The organism is Streptomyces scabiei 87.22 (genome assembly GCF_000091305.1).
Lineage (GTDB): Bacteria > Actinomycetota > Actinomycetes > Streptomycetales > Streptomycetaceae > Streptomyces > Streptomyces scabiei.
Genome location: NC_013929.1, coordinates 1161988 through 1177984 on the forward strand (window position 1 = coordinate 1161988; position 15997 = coordinate 1177984).

At 72.4% G+C, this 15997-nt stretch carries 19 protein-coding genes; 13 read left to right on the plus strand and 6 right to left on the minus strand.

Annotated elements, in window-relative coordinates; all coding sequences use genetic code 11:
* Window positions 1-11 precede the first annotated feature (11 nt).
* The 3 genes from SCAB_RS04865 to SCAB_RS04875 all read left to right on the plus strand — a co-directional run bounded on the left by SCAB_RS04865 (window position 12) and on the right by SCAB_RS04875 (window position 1871).
* Window positions 12-299 carry a DUF1876 domain-containing protein gene (locus tag SCAB_RS04865; RefSeq protein ID WP_037726853.1) on the plus strand — a complete coding sequence of 96 codons (288 nt, stop codon included), beginning with the start codon at window positions 12-14 and terminating at the stop codon, window positions 297-299.
* A gap of 82 nt (window positions 300-381) precedes the next feature.
* Window positions 382-840, plus strand: coding sequence for an Hsp20/alpha crystallin family protein (locus SCAB_RS04870; RefSeq protein ID WP_037726856.1), 459 nt, complete (start codon window positions 382-384; stop codon window positions 838-840).
* A 107-nt stretch (window positions 841-947) separates the two neighbouring features.
* Complete coding sequence (locus SCAB_RS04875; RefSeq protein WP_012998933.1) at window positions 948-1871, plus strand: DUF1918 domain-containing protein; 924 nt, start codon at window positions 948-950, stop codon at window positions 1869-1871.
* 137 nt (window positions 1872-2008) lie between these two features.
* Here SCAB_RS04875 and SCAB_RS04880 read toward each other — a convergent pair whose 3' ends face one another.
* Window positions 2009-2683, minus strand: a complete 675-nt coding sequence (locus SCAB_RS04880; RefSeq protein ID WP_173402840.1) for a CBS domain-containing protein — start codon at window positions 2681-2683, stop codon at window positions 2009-2011.
* 213 nt (window positions 2684-2896) lie between these two features.
* On the opposite strand from SCAB_RS04880, the gene SCAB_RS04885 reads away from it, so the two are divergent.
* From SCAB_RS04885 to SCAB_RS04920, 8 genes are all read left to right on the plus strand, one after another.
* Window positions 2897-3772 (plus strand): universal stress protein, encoded by an 876-nt coding sequence (locus tag SCAB_RS04885; RefSeq protein WP_037727053.1) that lies wholly within the window; start codon window positions 2897-2899, stop codon window positions 3770-3772.
* Between the two features lie 203 nt (window positions 3773-3975).
* On the plus strand, window positions 3976-4467 hold the full coding sequence (locus SCAB_RS04890) for a hydrogenase maturation protease (RefSeq protein WP_037726860.1): 492 nt from the start codon (window positions 3976-3978) through the stop codon (window positions 4465-4467).
* A gap of 428 nt (window positions 4468-4895) precedes the next feature.
* Window positions 4896-6023, plus strand: a complete 1128-nt coding sequence (locus SCAB_RS04895; protein ID WP_012998937.1) for a 4Fe-4S dicluster domain-containing protein — start codon at window positions 4896-4898, stop codon at window positions 6021-6023.
* A 3-nt stretch (window positions 6024-6026) separates the two neighbouring features.
* Complete coding sequence (locus SCAB_RS04900; protein ID WP_012998938.1) at window positions 6027-6509, plus strand: Crp/Fnr family transcriptional regulator; 483 nt, start codon at window positions 6027-6029, stop codon at window positions 6507-6509.
* Window positions 6506-7312 (plus strand): FAD/NAD(P)-binding protein, encoded by an 807-nt coding sequence (locus tag SCAB_RS04905; RefSeq protein WP_012998939.1) that lies wholly within the window; start codon window positions 6506-6508, stop codon window positions 7310-7312. Before SCAB_RS04900 ends, SCAB_RS04905 begins: the two co-directional genes overlap by 4 nt.
* A gap of 1 nt (window position 7313) precedes the next feature.
* On the plus strand, window positions 7314-8069 hold the full coding sequence (locus SCAB_RS04910) for an NADH-quinone oxidoreductase subunit B family protein (RefSeq protein ID WP_012998940.1): 756 nt from the start codon (window positions 7314-7316) through the stop codon (window positions 8067-8069).
* Complete coding sequence (locus SCAB_RS04915) at window positions 8066-9397, plus strand: Ni/Fe hydrogenase subunit alpha (protein ID WP_037726864.1); 1332 nt, start codon at window positions 8066-8068, stop codon at window positions 9395-9397. The genes SCAB_RS04910 and SCAB_RS04915 overlap by 4 nt, the downstream gene beginning before the upstream one ends.
* An 11-nt stretch (window positions 9398-9408) precedes the next feature.
* Window positions 9409-10035: a CBS domain-containing protein gene (locus SCAB_RS04920; protein ID WP_037727055.1), complete on the plus strand. Its 627-nt coding sequence runs from the start codon at window positions 9409-9411 to the stop codon at window positions 10033-10035.
* A gap of 29 nt (window positions 10036-10064) precedes the next feature.
* Here the strand turns inward: SCAB_RS04920 and SCAB_RS04925 are convergent, their stop codons facing one another.
* On the minus strand, window positions 10065-10733 hold the full coding sequence (locus SCAB_RS04925; RefSeq protein WP_012998943.1) for a TetR/AcrR family transcriptional regulator: 669 nt from the start codon (window positions 10731-10733) through the stop codon (window positions 10065-10067).
* A 163-nt stretch (window positions 10734-10896) separates the two neighbouring features.
* Between SCAB_RS04925 and SCAB_RS04930 the strand changes: the two genes are divergently transcribed.
* Window positions 10897-11880 (plus strand): NAD(P)-dependent alcohol dehydrogenase, encoded by a 984-nt coding sequence (locus SCAB_RS04930; protein ID WP_037726866.1) that lies wholly within the window; start codon window positions 10897-10899, stop codon window positions 11878-11880.
* Between the two features lie 245 nt (window positions 11881-12125).
* Here the strand turns inward: SCAB_RS04930 and SCAB_RS04935 are convergent, their stop codons facing one another.
* Window positions 12126-12692 carry a rhodanese-like domain-containing protein gene (locus SCAB_RS04935; protein ID WP_012998945.1) on the minus strand — a complete coding sequence of 189 codons (567 nt, stop codon included), beginning with the start codon at window positions 12690-12692 and terminating at the stop codon, window positions 12126-12128.
* Window positions 12693-12768: 76 nt separating this feature from the next.
* On the opposite strand from SCAB_RS04935, the gene SCAB_RS04940 reads away from it, so the two are divergent.
* The gene (locus tag SCAB_RS04940) at window positions 12769-13050 is read left to right on the plus strand and encodes a metal-sensitive transcriptional regulator (protein ID WP_012998946.1); all 282 of its coding nucleotides are present in this window, start codon (window positions 12769-12771) and stop codon (window positions 13048-13050) included.
* 34 nt (window positions 13051-13084) lie between these two features.
* Here the strand turns inward: SCAB_RS04940 and SCAB_RS04945 are convergent, their stop codons facing one another.
* From SCAB_RS04945 to SCAB_RS04955, 3 genes are read right to left on the minus strand one after another with little or no spacing between them, the layout of a single operon-like run.
* On the minus strand, window positions 13085-13837 hold the full coding sequence (locus SCAB_RS04945) for a sulfite exporter TauE/SafE family protein (protein WP_012998947.1): 753 nt from the start codon (window positions 13835-13837) through the stop codon (window positions 13085-13087).
* On the minus strand, window positions 13834-14202 hold the full coding sequence (locus tag SCAB_RS04950) for a rhodanese-like domain-containing protein (protein WP_012998948.1): 369 nt from the start codon (window positions 14200-14202) through the stop codon (window positions 13834-13836). The genes SCAB_RS04945 and SCAB_RS04950 overlap by 4 nt, the downstream gene beginning before the upstream one ends.
* A gap of 38 nt (window positions 14203-14240) precedes the next feature.
* Window positions 14241-15617 carry an MBL fold metallo-hydrolase gene (locus SCAB_RS04955; protein WP_012998949.1) on the minus strand — a complete coding sequence of 459 codons (1377 nt, stop codon included), beginning with the start codon at window positions 15615-15617 and terminating at the stop codon, window positions 14241-14243.
* Window positions 15618-15997: the final 380 nt, after the last annotated feature.

Consider the following 15997-nt stretch of genomic DNA (forward strand, 5'->3'; position numbering starts at 1 on the left):
GGAGGAACGCGATGGCGCACACAGCGGAATGGAAGGTCCGCCTCCATCTCTTCGAGGACGACGAAGGAGCGACCAAGGCCCATCTGGTGCTGGACACCGGCGTCGCGAGGATCGTCGGCCGCGGTTCGGCTCACTGTCATCCCACGGACACCGATGTGCCGGAGATCGGCGAGGAGTTGGCGGCGGGCCGCGCCATGAACAACCTCGCCCGGCAGCTGATCAGGGCCGCCGAGCGTGACATCGAGGGGGTGGGAGCATCACGGCCGAGCAGACCGCAGGCCACCGGATGGCCCTTGTGAAACCCCCGGGACGTGAAGCCCCGTGAAGCCGGAAGGACACACGAACCACGAAGCAGTGAGGGAACCCAGGAGGAAAGCAGCCATGACGCATCCCGCACGACAGGGAACCGCCGCATTGCCGGCCGCTCTGCGCGAGCTGGACGACCTTCGTACGCAGGTGGACCAGTTGATGCACGCCGCCTTCGCCGACGGCGGATGGCCTACGTCCGGCTCGTCCGGACCATGGGCACCGGCGGCCGACATCGAGGACGCCGAGGACGCCTACCTGGTGGAACTGGGGCTGCCCGGCATGGACAAGGAGCAGATCACCGTGGAGGTCTCCGACGGTGAACTCGACGTCCACGGTGAAGTCCGGCAGAGGGATCGCACGGGTGCGGTGCGCAGGCAGACCCGGCACATCGGGCGGTTCGACTACCGCACGACCCTGCCACCGAACACCGAAACCGAACACATCAGCGCCGAACTGGACAACGGCGTACTGACGGTCCGGATCCCCAAGAGCGAGAAGGTCCGGGCACGGCGCGTCGAAATCACCGGTTGAGCCCGTTCTCGCGGGCCGACGGCAGGACACCGTCCGCCCGGATTCGGCGCGGCCACGGCCCCGTTCGTGACCCGGACACGGAAGACCCTGAGAAGAGGGGCGGCACCATGGAAGCTCGTCTCGGCGACCAGCTCGTCATCGAAACCACCACGTCCGGCGCCACTCGGCGGGACGGCGAGATCGTCGGACTCCACCACGAGGACGGAACACCGCCCTACGACGTGCGCTGGTCGGACACGAACGAGGTGACGCTCGTTTTCCCCGGCCCCGACGCCCACGTCAATCATCTCGCCTCCGCGCCGCCGGGAACGGTCGGCGGCTCCTCCTCACGAGGGGCCGACGGTGGATCCGCCACCGGTGAACGGGCGCCGTCGTCGGACGCCGTCGGTCCCGGTGACATCGGCCGACGCGTGGTCGCGGAACGACAGCGGCAGGGACTCGGCCGCGAGGAGACGGCCCGACGCGCGCGCATGTCGCCCGGCTATCTGGCGTATCTGGAGGAGTATCCCGCCGATCCGACGCAGGCGGCCGTCATCAACCTGGCCGACGCACTGGGCACCACCGCCGACGCTCTGCGCGGAGGGGGCGTCGATCTGCCGCCCGGCCGGGGGCGGGCACTGCGGCATCCGCGGCTGCGGGACCTCGACACGGACGAATGCCACAGGCTGCTGTCCACGCACGGCGTGGGACGCGTCGCGGTGACGACACCCGACGGCCGTCCGGCGGTCGTCCCGGTCAACTACGAAGCCGTCGACGACACCATCGCCTTCCGCACCGCCCCCGACTCGCTGCTCGCCGCGGCAGTCGGAACGGAGGTGGCCTTCGAGGTCGACCATGTGGACGAGCCGCTGAGCCGAGGGTGGAGCGTACTCGCCGTCGGTCCCGCGAGCGTCGTCACGGAAGCCGACGCCGTGCGTCGTCTCACCGGACAGGCACACACGACGCCATGGGCCGGCGGCGCCCGCGACATGTGGGTGTCGATCCGGGCCACACGCCTGACCGGTCGCCGGATCACACCGGCGGACGAGTGAGGCGGCGCTCCGGGCGGACGGTGGGCGGCGGGCCACGTCCACCGTCCGGACGGGCGGTGGACGTGGGGGCTGTCCACCGTCCGGCCGCACCGCACCCAGATCGCCGGGGCGCCGCCTCCTCCTCGTCGGTCCCCCGGTCAGCCGTCCTTCGCCGGGCCGGGGGCGTCGTCCAGTTCGCCGAGCCTGGCGTGCACGTCCACCACGCCCTCCACGGCGCGGACCAGACGCTCGGCGACCCAGCCCAGCGTGGGGTCCCGGACCCTCCCGCGCAGGGTGACGACCCCGTCCTGCACCGTCACATGGATCGTGTGACTGAGTGCGGGGAAGAGGTAGGCCACCACCGTGCGGCGCACCTCCTCCTCGATGTCCTCGTCCGACCGCAGGAAGACCTTCAACAGGTCACCACGGCTCACGACGCCGAGCAACCGTCCCTCGTCGTCGATCACCGGCAGGCGCTTGACCCGGTTCACGGCCATGATCCGAGCAGCCTGCGCCAGTGTGACGTCCGGGTGCGCCACGATCGCGGGCGCGCTCATGACCTCCTCCGCGGTCACCGCGCCCGCCTTGGCGAGGTCGGACATCCGCCGGAGCTGCTCCGCACGGGTGAGGTCGCGGTCCCGGAACTCCTCCTTGGGCAGCAGGTCGGCCTCGGAGACCACACCCACCACACGGCCGTCGCCCTCCACCACCGGCACGGCACTGACCTGCCGGTCCGTCATGGCCCGCACGATGTCCTTGAACGGCGTGTCACGCCGAACGGCCACCGCCGGGAGGCTCATCACGTCGCTGACGATGTGGGGGGTGTCGGGCATGGCCACGGGTCCTTGGGCGCGGAGGATACGGGATCACGTGCGGTCCAGCGGCCCGGGCGGGCGTTCGACCGCACGTCTCCAGCATCACCGGGTCATGAGCCCACGCAACCCGGACCCGCTCGGCGACCGGTCCGTGTCGCGACGGTCCACCAGTGGTGCGACGGTGTCTTCAAGGAGTGCCTGCAGCAGGCGGACGGGAAGGCGGAGATGGCGATGGAACTCCCGCTGGTCGTGGGCGTCGACGGATCCGACTCCAGCCTGCTGGCGGTCGACTGGGCCGCGGATGCGGCCGCGCGGCACGGACTGCCGTTGCGCCTGGTGCACGCGTCCCGCTGGGAACGCTACGAACGGACCGTGCCGTCCTTCTCCACCGGTCGTCCCGCCGGGGAGGTGATGGCGGAGCACATCGTCGCCTCCTGCGCGGAGCGTGCCAGGCTCCGCGCCCCCGGGGTGAGGGTGACGGGCGAGACAGTGCCCGACGATGCCGTGTCGGCCCTGCTGCGGACGGCGAGCGAGGCATTCGCCCTGGTGGTGGGAGAACGTGGGAGGGGCGAGGTGGCCGGGCTGCTGCTCGGCTCGGTGAGTCTCGCGGTGGCGGCCCGCGCCTTGTGCCCGGTCGTCGTGGTCCGTGGCGCGGAGCCTGCTGCCAGGGGGTCCCACGGCCCGGTCGTGGTGGGCCTCGGCGACGAGCCCGAACGCACGGGCGCCGTACGGTTCGCCGTCCGTGAGGCCGAGTCGCGCGGCTGTGCCCTCACCGCGGTACGGGCCTGGCGCAGTCCGGACCATGAGCACATGGACCGTCCCCTGCCGGCGGACCGCACGGATCAGGGACACCGCGAGAGGGCCTCGGCGGACCTCGACGAGGCGCTGCGCCAAACCGTGCGGGAACACCCGGACGTCGAGATCCGACCCCGGCCGGTGGAGGGCCCGGCACACCGTGTCCTGCTGGACGCCTCGGTGGGCGCCGACCTGATGGTCGTCGGAGCCGTGCGCAACCAGAGCCGTCTCGGTCTCCAGCTCGGGCGGGTCGCCCATGTCCTGCTGCATCACTGCGCGTGTCCGGTCGCCGTGGTCCCGGAACTGGCCTGACGGCGTGGGGACCCGGTGTGCCGTCGGCCTCCGCCGTCGTCCTCCCGCTTCGAGTCAGAGTGGATCGGGGCACGACGGCCACCGGGCAGCTCACGTGTTGGACGGCGGCATGGGTGACCGGGCCGGGACGCGGGGAACCGCTCACGGCCCCGGACCGTTCGGCCCCTCGCTGAGCCCGGGCGTCCCTACGAACGGTGCGGACCATGACAAAGGGCAGGCGGATCAGCGTCATCGGTGTCGGGAACGAGTTCCGGCGCGACGACGGCGTGGGCTGGGCGGCGGTCGCCAGGCTGCGGGAGCGGGCGGAGGACCTTCCGCTGCCGTCGGACACCGTGCTCGCCACCTGCGACGGTGACCCGGGCCGGCTGATCGGCCTCTGGGAGGACGCGGGGCTCGCCGTGGTGGTGGACGCCGCCCACGCTCATCCGGGAAGCCCCGGGCGGGTGCACCGTCTCGAACTCGGCGCCGGTCACCCGGCCCGGTCGGGTGCCACCAGCTCGCACGGGCTGGGCCTGGGCGAGGCCGTCGAGCTTGCCCGCCTACTGGGACGGCTGCCGGGGCGTCTGGTCGTGTACGCGGTGGAGGGAGCCGACGGATCCATCGGCACCGGGCTCTCCCCCGCCGTCACCGCCTCGCTGGGGCCCCTCGTCGACACGGTCCGGAACGAGATCACGCGGTACCGCGCGCGTCGGTGAGGAGGCTGTCGTGAACGCACGACACACCGATCGCGCCATCGCCGGCAGCGGCACGGCCGCCCCGGACCAACGGCACACAGCGGGACACCGAGGTACGCGGAGGCGCAGGCACACCGGACGCCGGGTGCTGCGCCGACCGTGTCGAACCGTGACTTCGCGACAAGGCCCTGACGTGCCCTCGCCCGTCCGGTGCGGTGTCATGGCAGTGGTCGCGCGTTGCTCCATGCCTCTTCGGGGCGCTGCCCGGCCGCGGCAAGTGTCGCCCGGGGCCGCATCGCGGCTCCGCGCACCGGGCCCGATCGGCCCGGTGCAGGGGCCGTACGGCCCCTGCCATGGTGCCCGGCCCCGGCCGGACGCTGGAAGCGAAGGGCAGGCAACCGCCTCGACGGAGGAGGAACACGATGACCCCAACGGCTCCACCGGCGATTATGGACCGCGACGGCCTCGACGCCCTGGTGTCGGTACTGGTGGCCGACGGGCGCACCGTCGTCGGGCCGACGGTCCGTGACGGCGCGGTCGTGCTCGCGGAGCTGGGCTCGGCGGCCGAGCTCCCCTACGGCTGGGGGGTCGAGCTGGAGGCCGGCCGCTACCGTCTCGTCCGGCGCGAGGACGGGGCCGCGTTCGCGCACAGCGCGGGCCCGCAGTCGTGGAAGAACTACCTCCATCCACCGCGGGAGAAGCTGTGGAGCGCCGACCGGACGGCAGACGGCGAGCCGGTGTTCACCGCGCACCCGCCCGAGGCACCGGCGTACGCCTTTCTAGGCGTCCGGCCCTGTGACCTGCGGGCCATCGCGATCCAGGACCGGGTCCTGACCGGCGGGCGATACGCGAACGACGGCTACGGCAAGCGTCGCGGACGGGCGCTGCTGATCGCGGCCGAGTGCACGGAACCGGGCGCCACCTGCTTCTGTGTGTCGACGGGCGGCGGGCCGGCTGCCGATCCCGGGTACGACCTCGCGCTGACGGAGGTCGTGGACGGGGACGGCCACCGCTTCCTCGTCCGGGTGGGCAGCGACGACGGCGCCCTCCTGCTGGACCGGGTCCCGCACCGCACGGCCGACGAGAGCACGCGGGACACCGCCCGCGCCTCGGTGGACGCGGCGCGTGAGCGCATGGGCAGGTCCCTGCCCCCGGTCGACCTGCGGACGCTGTTGGGTGCGAGCCTGGAGGCCGAGCGTTGGGACGACGTCGCCGCCCGCTGTCTGACCTGCGGAAACTGCACGATGGTGTGCCCCACCTGCTTCTGCGTGACCACCGAGGAGGTCACCGACCTGACCGGTGACCACACCGAGCGCTGGCAGCGCTGGGACTCCTGCTTCGACCTGGACTTCTCCCATCTGCACGAGGGGCCGGTGCGGGCCTCGGGGCGCTCGCGCTACCGGCAGTGGCTCACCCACAAGCTGGGCACGTGGCACGACCAGTTCGGCACCTCCGGATGCGTGGGCTGCGGGCGGTGCATCGCCTGGTGCCCGACCGGCATCGACATCACGGAGGAGGTCGCCGCGCTGGACGCGGAACTCACCGCCGACCGAAGCGCGCCCCCTGCGGAGGCATGAGCGATGAGCCCCTTCCCTGCCCTGCGCCCCTCTCCCGCCCTGCGCCTCGCCGACGCGCTGCCGCCCGCGCACCGCGACCGGCTGCTGCGCGTCGCCCGCGAGGTCGATCTGCGGCCGGGCACCCGGCTGTTCGAGGAGGGCGGACGTGCCGACCGCTTCTGGGTCGTGCGGGACGGCCGGGTCGCCCTGGACCTGCACATGCCCGGTCGCCGCACGCCGGTGATCGAGACCCTGGGCGCCGGCGACCTGGTGGGCTGGTCGTGGCTGTACGAGCCGTACGTCTGGCAGCTGGGTGCCGGGGCCGTCACCCAGGTGGCGGCCCACGAGTTCGACGCCGTGGCCGTGCGAAGGATGTGCGAGGAGGACGCCGAGTTCGGCCGGGCCGTCGGGCTCTGGGTGGGCCGGGTGCTGTCCCACCGGCTCGGCGCGGCCCGCACCCGCCTGGTGGACCTGTACGGCCACCCGCACGGCGGGGGTGCGCGATGACCACCGTGCCCGTTCCGTACCGCGTGGTCGACCGGCGGCGGGAGACCCCGGAGACGGTCACGCTGCGACTGGAGCCGGCCGGCGAGGTGCTGGCGGACTTCGCTCCGGGCCAGTTCGCGATGGTGCACTGCTTCGGCCGCGGCGAGATCCCCCTGTCGGTCAGCTCCGTGCAGGGCACGGGCGGGCTCGCGCACACCGTCCGGGCCGTGGGCGCCGTCTCCGACGGGCTGTGCGCGGCCCGTACGGGTGACGTGCTCGGGCTGCGCGGACCGTACGGCACCGGCTGGGAGGTCGGGCAGGCGGGCGGCCGGGACGTCCTGGTGGTCGCGGGCGGCATCGGCCTCGCCCCGTTGCGCCCGCTGGTCCTGAGCGTGCTCGCCGAGCCCGAGGCGTTCGGCCGGCTCAGTGTGCTCGTGGGGGCCCGCACCCCGAGCGACCTGATCGGCCGGAAGGAGACCGAGGGCTGGCCGACGGCGTTCACGGGGATGACGGTCGACCGGCCCGGCCCCGGCTGGCACGGCGACGTCGGCGTGGTCACCCAGTTGCTGGGCCGGGCCCCGTTCGACCCCGGCACCGGCTGGGCGTTCGTCTGCGGTCCCGAGCCGATGATCCGCGCCACCGCCCGGGAGCTGGTCCATCGCGGGGTGCCCGGCGAGCGGATCCGGGTGTCGCTGGAGCGGAACATGCGCTGCGCGACCGGGACGTGCGGGCACTGCCAGCTGGGTCAGCTGCTGGTGTGCCGGGACGGTCCGGTCGTGAGCTGGGACCGGGCCGAAGCCCTGCTGTCCGTGAGGGAGTTGTGAGATGGCCGTGCCGAAGCTCGCCGTGTTCAAACTGGCTTCCTGCGACGGTTGTCAGCTGACCCTGCTGGACTGCGAGGACGAACTCCTCGCGCTGGCGGGGCAGGTGGACATCGCCCACTTCCTGGAGGCCTCCAGCGCGGTCGGGGACGGACCGTACGACCTGGCACTGGTCGAGGGTTCGGTCACCACCGCCGAGGACGCCGGGCGGGTCCGGGAGATCCGGTCCGCCTCGCGTCGTCTGGTCACGATCGGCGCGTGCGCGACCGCGGGCGGCATCCAGGCACTGCGCAACTACGCGGACGTCGACGAGTACCGGCGGGTCGTCTACGCCCACCCCGAGTACGTCTCGACCCTGGCCACGTCCACACCGGTGTCGGCCCACGTGGACGTCGACTTCGAACTGCGCGGCTGCCCGATCGACAAGCGGCAGCTCATCGAGGTGATCACCGCATATCTCGCCGGACGCCGGCCGGACGTCCCGAACCACAGTGTGTGCTTCGAGTGCAAGCGGCGCGGCACGGTCTGCGTCACCGTCGCCCACGGCACGCCCTGCCTCGGACCGGTCACCCACGCCGGCTGCGGGGCCCTGTGCCCCGCGTACGGGCGGGGCTGTTACGGCTGTTTCGGGCCCTCGGGCACGGTGAACCTGCCCGCGCTGATCCCCGTGCTGCGACGGGACGGCCTCGACGACGCCGCCACCGATCGATTGCTGCACACCTTCAACGCCCTCGCTTTCGACGAGGAGGTGCCGAAGTGACCCATCGCGGCTCCCGAGTCCTGCATGTCGGTTCGCTCGCCCGGGTGGAGGGTGAGGGCGCGCTGCGGCTGAGCGTCCACGACGGTATGGTGCGCGAGGCCCGGCTCGACATCTACGAACCGCCCCGTTTCTTCGAGGCGTTCCTGCGAGGCCGGGCGTACACCGAGCCGCCCGACATCACCGCCCGGGTGTGCGGAATCTGTCCGGTGGCGTATCAGATGAGCGCGTGCGCGGCCGTCGAGGACGCCTGCGGCGTCACCGTCGACCAGGGGATCCGTGAGCTGCGCAGGCTGCTGTACTGCGGCGAGTGGATCGAGAGCCACACCCTGCACGTCTACCTGCTGCACGCGCCGGACTTCCTGGGCCGGGCGAGCGCGATCGAGCTGGCACGCACGCACCGGGCGGAGGTCGAGCGGGGGCTGAGGCTGAAGAAGGCGGGCAACTCCGTGATGGAGCTGCTGGGCGGACGGGCCGTCCATCCCGTCAACGTACGGCTCGGGGGTTTCCACCGCGCCCCGACCCGTTCCGAACTGCGGCCGCTGGCTGAAGAGTTGAGGAAGGCACTGGACGACGCGCTGGAGACCGTGCGCTGGGTGGCCGGGTTCGAGTTCCCCGAGGCCCGGGTCGACGCCGACCTGTTCGCGCTGGCCGCCCCCGACACGTATGCCGTCGAGGGCGGCACTCCGACCGTGCTGCGCTCCGACGGTACGCTCCGGTCCTTCCCGGTGCGGGACTTCACCGGCCACGTCACCGAGACCCAGGTGCCGCACTCCACGGCGTTGCACGCCCGGTTGGACGGGCGACGCCATCTCACCGGTGCCCTGGCCAGGTTCGCGGTCGGCGGGCGCCTGCTGTCACCGGTGGCGCTGGAGGCCGCGCGTGCGGCGGGGCTGGGTGATCCGCGCGAGGGCGCGGTGTGCCGCAACCCTTTCCGGACCATCCTGGTTCGGGCCGTGGAGGTCGTGTACGCCGTGGAGGAGGCGCTGCGGATCATCGAGGCGTACGAGCCGCCGCCGCGCCCGTACACCGAGGTCCCGCCGGCCGCCGGCGTCGGCCACGGGGCGACCGAGGCCCCGCGCGGACTGCTCTATCACCGCTACACGATCGACGCCGACGGCATTCTGACCGATGCCCGGCTCGTTCCGCCCACCGCGCAGAACCAGGGCGCGATCGAGGACGACCTGCTCCGTGTCGCCCAGGACGCGATCACCGGCGGCGACCCGGACGACGCGGAGCTGACGGCCCTGTGCGAGCGGGCGATCCGCAACCACGACCCGTGCATTTCCTGCTCCGCACACTTCCTCGACCTGACCGTCGTCCGCACCTGAAGGAGGCCATGATGGCTGATTCTCCGTACACCGTGAGCGACGTCATGACACACACCGTCGTCGCTGTGGGGCGTGACGCGCCCTTCAAGGAGATCGTCCAGCTGTTCGACCAGTGGAAGGTCAGCGCTCTGCCCGTACTGGAGGGCGAGGGCCGGGTCGTCGGCGTGGTGTCGGAGGCCGATCTGCTGCACAAGGAGGAGTTCCGGGACGCCGACGAGCGCCAGGGCGACTTCGCGGACCGCCTCAAGGCGGGCGCGGTCACCGCCGGGGAGCTGATGAACGCCCCCGCCGTCTCCGTCCACCCTGACGCCTCCCTGGCCGAGGCGGCCCGCATCATGGCGCGCCGCAAGGTCAAGCGGCTCCCGGTCGTCGACCGCGTCGGCATGCTCCAGGGTGTGGTCAGCCGCGGGGACCTGCTCAAGGTGTTCCTCCGCCCCGACGAGGAGCTGGCCGAGGAGATACGCGGCTCCGTCCTCACCTCGCTCCCGTCCACGGAGGCGATCACTGTCGCCGTCGCGGAGGGCGTGGTGACGTTGGGCGGTTCGCTCCCCGACCGCGGTCTCGTACCCGTCCTGGCCCGGGCCGCACGGGCCGTGGAGGGGGTCGTCGACATCCGTCTCGACCTCTCGCATCGCTGACCGTGCCGCCCGGTGCGACGGCCCGCCCGTCAGCCTGTCGCCGCTCGGTGGAGGCCGTCCAGGACAAGATCGAGTCCGAAGGTGAACTCGTCGCCGTAGGCATACCCGGGACGCATCACGTGAGCGGTCGCGATCTCCCTCAGGTGCGGATACTCGCCGTCACCGAAACCGCTCGTGATGGATTCGGCCAGTTCGGCGGTCTCCTCCGGGGAGTCGAAGGGCAGGCTCTTCTCCTGCAGGGCGAAGCCGTAGATGTAGCTGTCCAGGAGCGAGACGGCGTGGGCGGTCAGGGTCAGGGAGAAGCCGCCTCGGCGGAGACAGCCGAGCACGGCGTCGTGGTGACGCAGGGTGGCAGGGCCCGGATTGGACCGTGACTCCATCAGTCCGATGGCCCAGCGGTGCCGGGTCAGCACCAGGCGCATGGAGACGGCCCGCTGCCGCATCGCCTCCCGCCAGTCGTCGCCGGGCTCGGGCAGCTCGACCTCGCCGAAGACCAGGTCGACCATGCCGTCGAGCAGATCGTCCTTGTGGGCCACGTGGTTGTAGAGGGACATCGCCTCCACTCCGACGGCCTCGCCGAGTCTGCGCATGCTGAGCGTCTCCAGGCCGCCTGCGTCGGCGAGTTCGACGGCTGCGCGCAGCACGCGCTGCCGGGTGAGTGTCTCGCGGTTCGTCTGCGGCCTGGTACGTCGGGGCACGGTGAGCGCTCACTTCCTCTCTCGGTCTCTCGGCGTTGACGAGCTTACGCCGTAAGTGCTGTACTTACGGCGTAAGCAATACTTACACCGTAAGTACGGAGAGGTGGGAGATCCGACGATGCACAAGACGAGCCGACCGATCGCAACCAGCGGATCCACGACCATGGCGGCCGTGGTACAGGAGCGCTACGGCACCCGGCCGGAACCCGTGCTTCGCGTGGCGCGGCTCCCCAAGCCCGGCATCGGGCCCGGCGAGGTACTGGTGCGGGTGCGTGCCTCCAGCGTGGACCGGGGCACCTGGCACATGATGGCCGGACTGCCCTACGCGGTCCGGCCCGTGAGCGGGCTGCGCAGGCCGAGGCTTCCCAATCCCGGCCGCAACATCGCCGGCGTCGTCGAGGCGGTCGGGTCGACCGTGACCGGATTCGCACCCGGTGACGAGGTCTACGGCACCGCACCCGCCGCCTTCGCCGACTACGCCGCCGCCCGGCCCGACAGAATCGCTCCCAAGCCGACGGGACTCACCTTCGAAGAAGCGGCGACGGTGCCCGTCAGCGCGCTCACCGCGCTCCAGGCGGTGCGTGACCAGGGCAGGATCGAGCAGGGTCAGGAGGTCCTGATCACGGGAGCCGCCGGCGGCGTGGGCACCTTCGCCGTCCAGCTCGCCCACCACCTCGGCGCCCGGGTCACGGCGGTCGCGAGCACCCCCAAGCTCGACGCCGTACGGTCACTGGGTGCCGACCACGTGATCGACTACACCCGCGAGGACTTCCTCGCCGACGGACGACGCTACGACACCATCGTCGACATCGCCGGCAACCGCCGTCTGCGGGATCTGCGGGACGCTCTCACACCCCACGGCAGGTTGGTCATCACCGGCGGTGAGACGGACGGCCCCTGGCTCGGCGGCACCGACCGGCAACTCCGCGCCCAGATGCTGTCCCCCTTCGTCGGCCAGCACCTCGGCACCTTCATCGCCACCGAGCACGCCGTCGCACTGCGCAAGGTGACCACGCTCATCGACACGGGCGCGCTCAGACCCGTCGTGGACCGCGTCCATCCGCTCGCCGAGACCGCCTCGGCGATCCGACGTCTGCTCGACGGCCGCGTCACCGGCAAGCTGGCGCTCGCCCTCCCCTTCGAGTGACGATCCCACTCGACACCCGGCCCCACGGCACAACCACCGCCCAGGGACATCCTCACGGCCGCCCACGACTGCGCGTGCACCGAGAGTCGCGGAGAAGAGCGCGTTGCGGCGCACGTCTGAGCGGCCGGCACCACCCCGGTCAGCTCCGCCCGGGCGGACTCCCCACGTGGTCCTCCACCGGCGCGGTGCCGTCCTGACCGGCGCAGGCCTCACGGGAGAACATCACCCGCCTTGCGGTCGGGGCATCACCGGGTCAGAGCCGCGAGGGTGTCGTCCAGGTCGGTTGCCCTGGGCTGGTTGTGAGGGAGTTTGGCGAGGACCGCGGCCATGCCGCAGGTGTGGGTGAGGGCGGAGTAGACCAGGCCGCCGGCGATGCCTGCGGAGAGCCAGCGGGCCGCGTTCCAGCGTCGTCCGGCGATCAGGCCGGCCAGGACCAGGGATCCGGCGGCGAAGCGGACTTGCCGCTCCATGGCCCAGGGGGCGCGGGTGCCGGCCGGGCGGTGCGTGTCGTGGCCGAGCTGCGTCCAGGTGGTGGTGCCACCGGTGAGCGTGGCGGCGGTGATCCCCTGGTCGGCCAGGCGCCGGCAGGCCTCGGCGGAGCGGGCGCCGGAGGCGCACACGATGAGGAGGTCGCCGCGGTCCGCGGCGGTCTTCAGCACGGGCAGGGCGGCGTCGAGGTGGTCGAGGGGGATGTTGTGGGCGCCGGGGAGGTGGCCGGAGGCGTATTCGCCGGGAGTGCGCACGTCGATGACGGTCAGCTCGTGCAGGCGGCTGTGGGCCTGGTCGGCGGTGAGGGTGGCGGTCGGTGCCATGGGGATTTTCCTTTGCTCGGTCAGGGTTGCCCCTTCGGTAGGATACCCAAGGGGGTATCTCGAAGGAGCGTGGGTTGTGGAACTGGCGATGGCGGCCGAGGAACTGAAGACAGTGGTCAACCGGCTGCGCCGGGCGCAGGGTCAGATCGCGGGGGTGATCAAGATGATCGAGGAGGGGAGGGACTGCGAGGACGTGGTCACCCAGCTCGCCGCGGCGTCCCGGGCTCTGGACAAGGCCGGTTTCGCGATCATCGCCACCGGTCTGCAGCACTGCCTGACCGACTCCGACATGACGGCCTCCGGCGACCGGGAGCAGATGCGGGCCCGGCTGGAGAAGCTGTTTCTGTCGCTGGCCTGAGCGATGATCCTGCGGCGCCGCACCGCCCGACTCCTCAGGTGAGGGCGTCGATGAGCATCAGCGCTGCCACGGCCAACAGCAGGACGGCGAAGGTGCGTTGCAGCAGGGGGCCCGTGACCTTGGCGGCCAGGCGTCTGCCGTCCCAGGCGCCCAGGACGGCCGCCCCGGTGAAGGGGCCGATCACCGCCCAGTCGACGCCGACGGTCGTGGCGCCGCGGGTGACCAGGGAGGCCAGTGAGTTCGCCGAGATGACCAGCAGGCTGGTGCCCACGGCGGCCTGCATCTCGAAGGCGAGCACGGTGACCAGGGCCGGGACGGCGAGGAACCCTCCGCCGACCCCGAGCAGACCGGTCAGCGCACCCAGCCCCGCGCCGGTTCCGGCGGCCCGGGCGGGCTGCCTCCCGCCGGCCGCCGGACCGATGGCGGCGCGGCCGGGACGCAGCATGCGGACGGCCGCGAGTGCGGCGATGGCCGCGAATGCGGCGGTCAGCAACGGCTGGGGCACGCGGGATGCCGCAGCTCCGGCTGCGGCGGCGGGCAGGAGGCCGGCCGCGGCGAACAGGGCGCCGGCTTTCCAGCGGACATGTCCGGTGCGGGCGTGGGCGTACAGAGCGGTGAGCGAGGTGACCGTGACGATGATCAGACTGGCGGTGGTCGCGGCACCCGGGGTGAAGCCGAGCAGGTAGATCAGCGCCGGAACGGCCAGGACACTGCCGCCCCCGCCGAGTGCGCCGAGCGCGAGCCCGACCACCGCCCCCGCGATCAGGGCCAGGATCAGCGCACTCACGCTATGACACCGTCGCTGCCGTCCTGGCCGAGGACCGGCAGCCCCGCACGCGCCCAGGCGGTCATGCCGCCGGCGACATCCGTGGCCTGAAAGCCGCGCCCGCCCAGCAACGAGGCGGCCTGCTGGGAGCGGTGACCCGAGCGGCAGATCGTGATCACCAGCCTGCCCTGCACGGCCGCCGGAAGCGACGCTCCCGCCGCCAGACGGGTCAGGGGCAGGTGCAGCGCGCCGGGCGCGTGGCCGGCGTTCCACTCCGCCGTCTCGCGGACGTCCAGCAGGACGGCGGTGCCGTCACTGGTCTGCTCGTGGGCCGGCTGAGGGGTGAGACGTCCGCGGCCACGGCCGCGGCGGAGAAACGAGAACATCGGGGAATCACTTTCGTGCGGATGCGCGGCAGGGCGTGTCAGTCGGTGCGGCCAGGGCGCATGATCGTCAGTCCCGCCTCGGCAGCGGCGTCGAATCCGTCGTCGACGGCGACCACGTCCCGGCCTGCGGCATCGAGCAGGGAGGCGGCGATCGCCGCGCGCATCCCACCGGCGCAGTGCACCCACACCACCCCGTCCGGCACCTCGCCGAGGCGGCCGTGCAGCTCGTGGACGGGGAGGTGGAGCGAGCCGTCGATGCAGCCGCCCGCACGCTCCGCGTCGCGGCGCACGTCCAGAACGACCACGCCGTCGCCGCGTCGGCGGGCATCGGCCAGGTCGGCGAAGCGGGCGCGGGGGAAGGAGGCGAGCCGTTCGCCCGCACGGATCCAGGCGGCCGGGTCTCCGGTGGCGGCTGCGGCCGGGCGGTCGATGCCCACCCGCGCCAGCTCCCGCTGAGCGGCGGCGATCCTCCGGGGCGTCTCGGCGAGCAGGGTGACGGGCTTGCCCCACGGGATCAGCCAGGCCAGGTAGGTGGCGAGCTTGCCGTCGCCCTCGAAGTTGAACGACCCGGTCACGTGCCCCTCGGCGAAGGCCGTGCGGCTGCGCAGGTCCACCACCCACTCCCCCGCGGCCAGCCGGGAAGCGATCTCCTCGGCGTCCGCACGCTCCGGAGGGGTGAGGTCGACCGGATCGGGACCCGCGGCGTTGGCCGGGCCCATGTGCGCGTAGTAGGCGGGCACGTCGTCCAGCCCGGCGAGCGTCCGGGCGACGAAGGTGTCCACGTCCAGGGTCAGCGCGTCGTTGGCCGTGCGTTCCTTGCCGATGGTGGTCGCGTCCCCCTCGGCATGCGAGGAGGAGCAGAAACTGCCGAACCCGTGGGTCGGCAGCACCGGCACCTCGTCGTCCAGCTCCTCGGCAAGCCGATGGGCGGAGGCGTGCTGGGCGCGGGCCAGCTGCTCGGTCAGCCGCGGCTCGACCAGATCGGGGCGGCCCACCGTACCGATGAGCAGGGATCCGCCGGTGAACACCGCCGCGCCGCGTCCGTCCTCGGTGAGGACGTAGGAGGTGTGGTGGGGGGTGTGTCCGGGCGTGGCGACCGCACGCAGCACCAGCCCCTCGTCGACCGCCACGATGTCGCCGTCGGCGACCGGGGTGCGGGCGAACGACACGTGCGCTCCGGCCGGCACCAAGTACCGGGCACCGGTGACGCGGGCCAGCTCCAGACCGCCGGTGACGTAGTCGTTGTGCACATGGGTCTCGGCCACGAGAGCGATACGCACTCCACGGCGGGCCGCTGCGGCGATGACCTGATCGATGTCCCGCGGCGGGTCCACGACCACCGCGGCACCGGCCCCGCCGGCCAGGTAACTGCGGTTGCCCAGGCCCTCGAACTCCAGGGTGTCGACGAAGAACACGGCTCACGACTCCTCTCGGAAATGTACCCCCGGGGGTATCTGACGTCCACCTTAACAGCTATACCCAGGGGGGTATTCCGAGGCGAAGGGCATCCGCTCAAGCCCATCGCCCGGTGCCCCTCGGGTACCCGGCTCGCCGCGATGTTCGTCGCCGTCGGCCTCGTCTGCACCTCACATGCGCCGACCGCAGCCGCACGGGGGCGTTCCGCCTCCACCTGGGCCCCACCGGCCCAGAGAGAGGGGCCGTTCTTCCCGCCGCCCGGGCTGGACGGCCCCGAGCCGTACCGCCGTGTGCGCGAGACGCTGGAACCGGAGCCCTGTGCCGGCCGATGGCCCGCCCAGCGAGCGGAGCCACGTCGGACGGGCGAGGAGGCCGGCTG

Bases quoted from the DNA above. Each gene is read 5' to 3' on its own strand.
- SCAB_RS04890 (WP_037726860.1), top strand. From the start codon at position 3,976: ATGACAAAGGGCAGGCGGATCAGCGTCATCGGTGTCGGGAACGAGTTC.
- SCAB_RS04935 (WP_012998945.1), bottom strand. From the start codon at position 12,692: ATGGCACCGACCGCCACCCTCACCGCCGACCAGGCCCACAGCCGCCTG.
- SCAB_RS04910 (WP_012998940.1), top strand. From the start codon at position 7,314: ATGGCCGTGCCGAAGCTCGCCGTGTTCAAACTGGCTTCCTGCGACGGT.
- SCAB_RS04920 (WP_037727055.1), top strand. From the start codon at position 9,409: ATGGCTGATTCTCCGTACACCGTGAGCGACGTCATGACACACACCGTC.
- SCAB_RS04880 (WP_173402840.1), bottom strand. From the start codon at position 2,683: ATGCCCGACACCCCCCACATCGTCAGCGACGTGATGAGCCTCCCGGCG.
- SCAB_RS04885 (WP_037727053.1), top strand. From the start codon at position 2,897: ATGGAACTCCCGCTGGTCGTGGGCGTCGACGGATCCGACTCCAGCCTG.
- SCAB_RS04930 (WP_037726866.1), top strand. From the start codon at position 10,897: ATGGCGGCCGTGGTACAGGAGCGCTACGGCACCCGGCCGGAACCCGTG.
- SCAB_RS04865 (WP_037726853.1), top strand. From the start codon at position 12: ATGGCGCACACAGCGGAATGGAAGGTCCGCCTCCATCTCTTCGAGGAC.
- SCAB_RS04870 (WP_037726856.1), top strand. From the start codon at position 382: ATGACGCATCCCGCACGACAGGGAACCGCCGCATTGCCGGCCGCTCTG.
- SCAB_RS04895 (WP_012998937.1), top strand. From the start codon at position 4,896: ATGGACCGCGACGGCCTCGACGCCCTGGTGTCGGTACTGGTGGCCGAC.
- SCAB_RS04875 (WP_012998933.1), top strand. From the start codon at position 948: ATGGAAGCTCGTCTCGGCGACCAGCTCGTCATCGAAACCACCACGTCC.
- SCAB_RS04900 (WP_012998938.1), top strand. From the start codon at position 6,027: ATGAGCCCCTTCCCTGCCCTGCGCCCCTCTCCCGCCCTGCGCCTCGCC.
- SCAB_RS04950 (WP_012998948.1), bottom strand. From the start codon at position 14,202: ATGTTCTCGTTTCTCCGCCGCGGCCGTGGCCGCGGACGTCTCACCCCT.
- SCAB_RS04905 (WP_012998939.1), top strand. From the start codon at position 6,506: ATGACCACCGTGCCCGTTCCGTACCGCGTGGTCGACCGGCGGCGGGAG.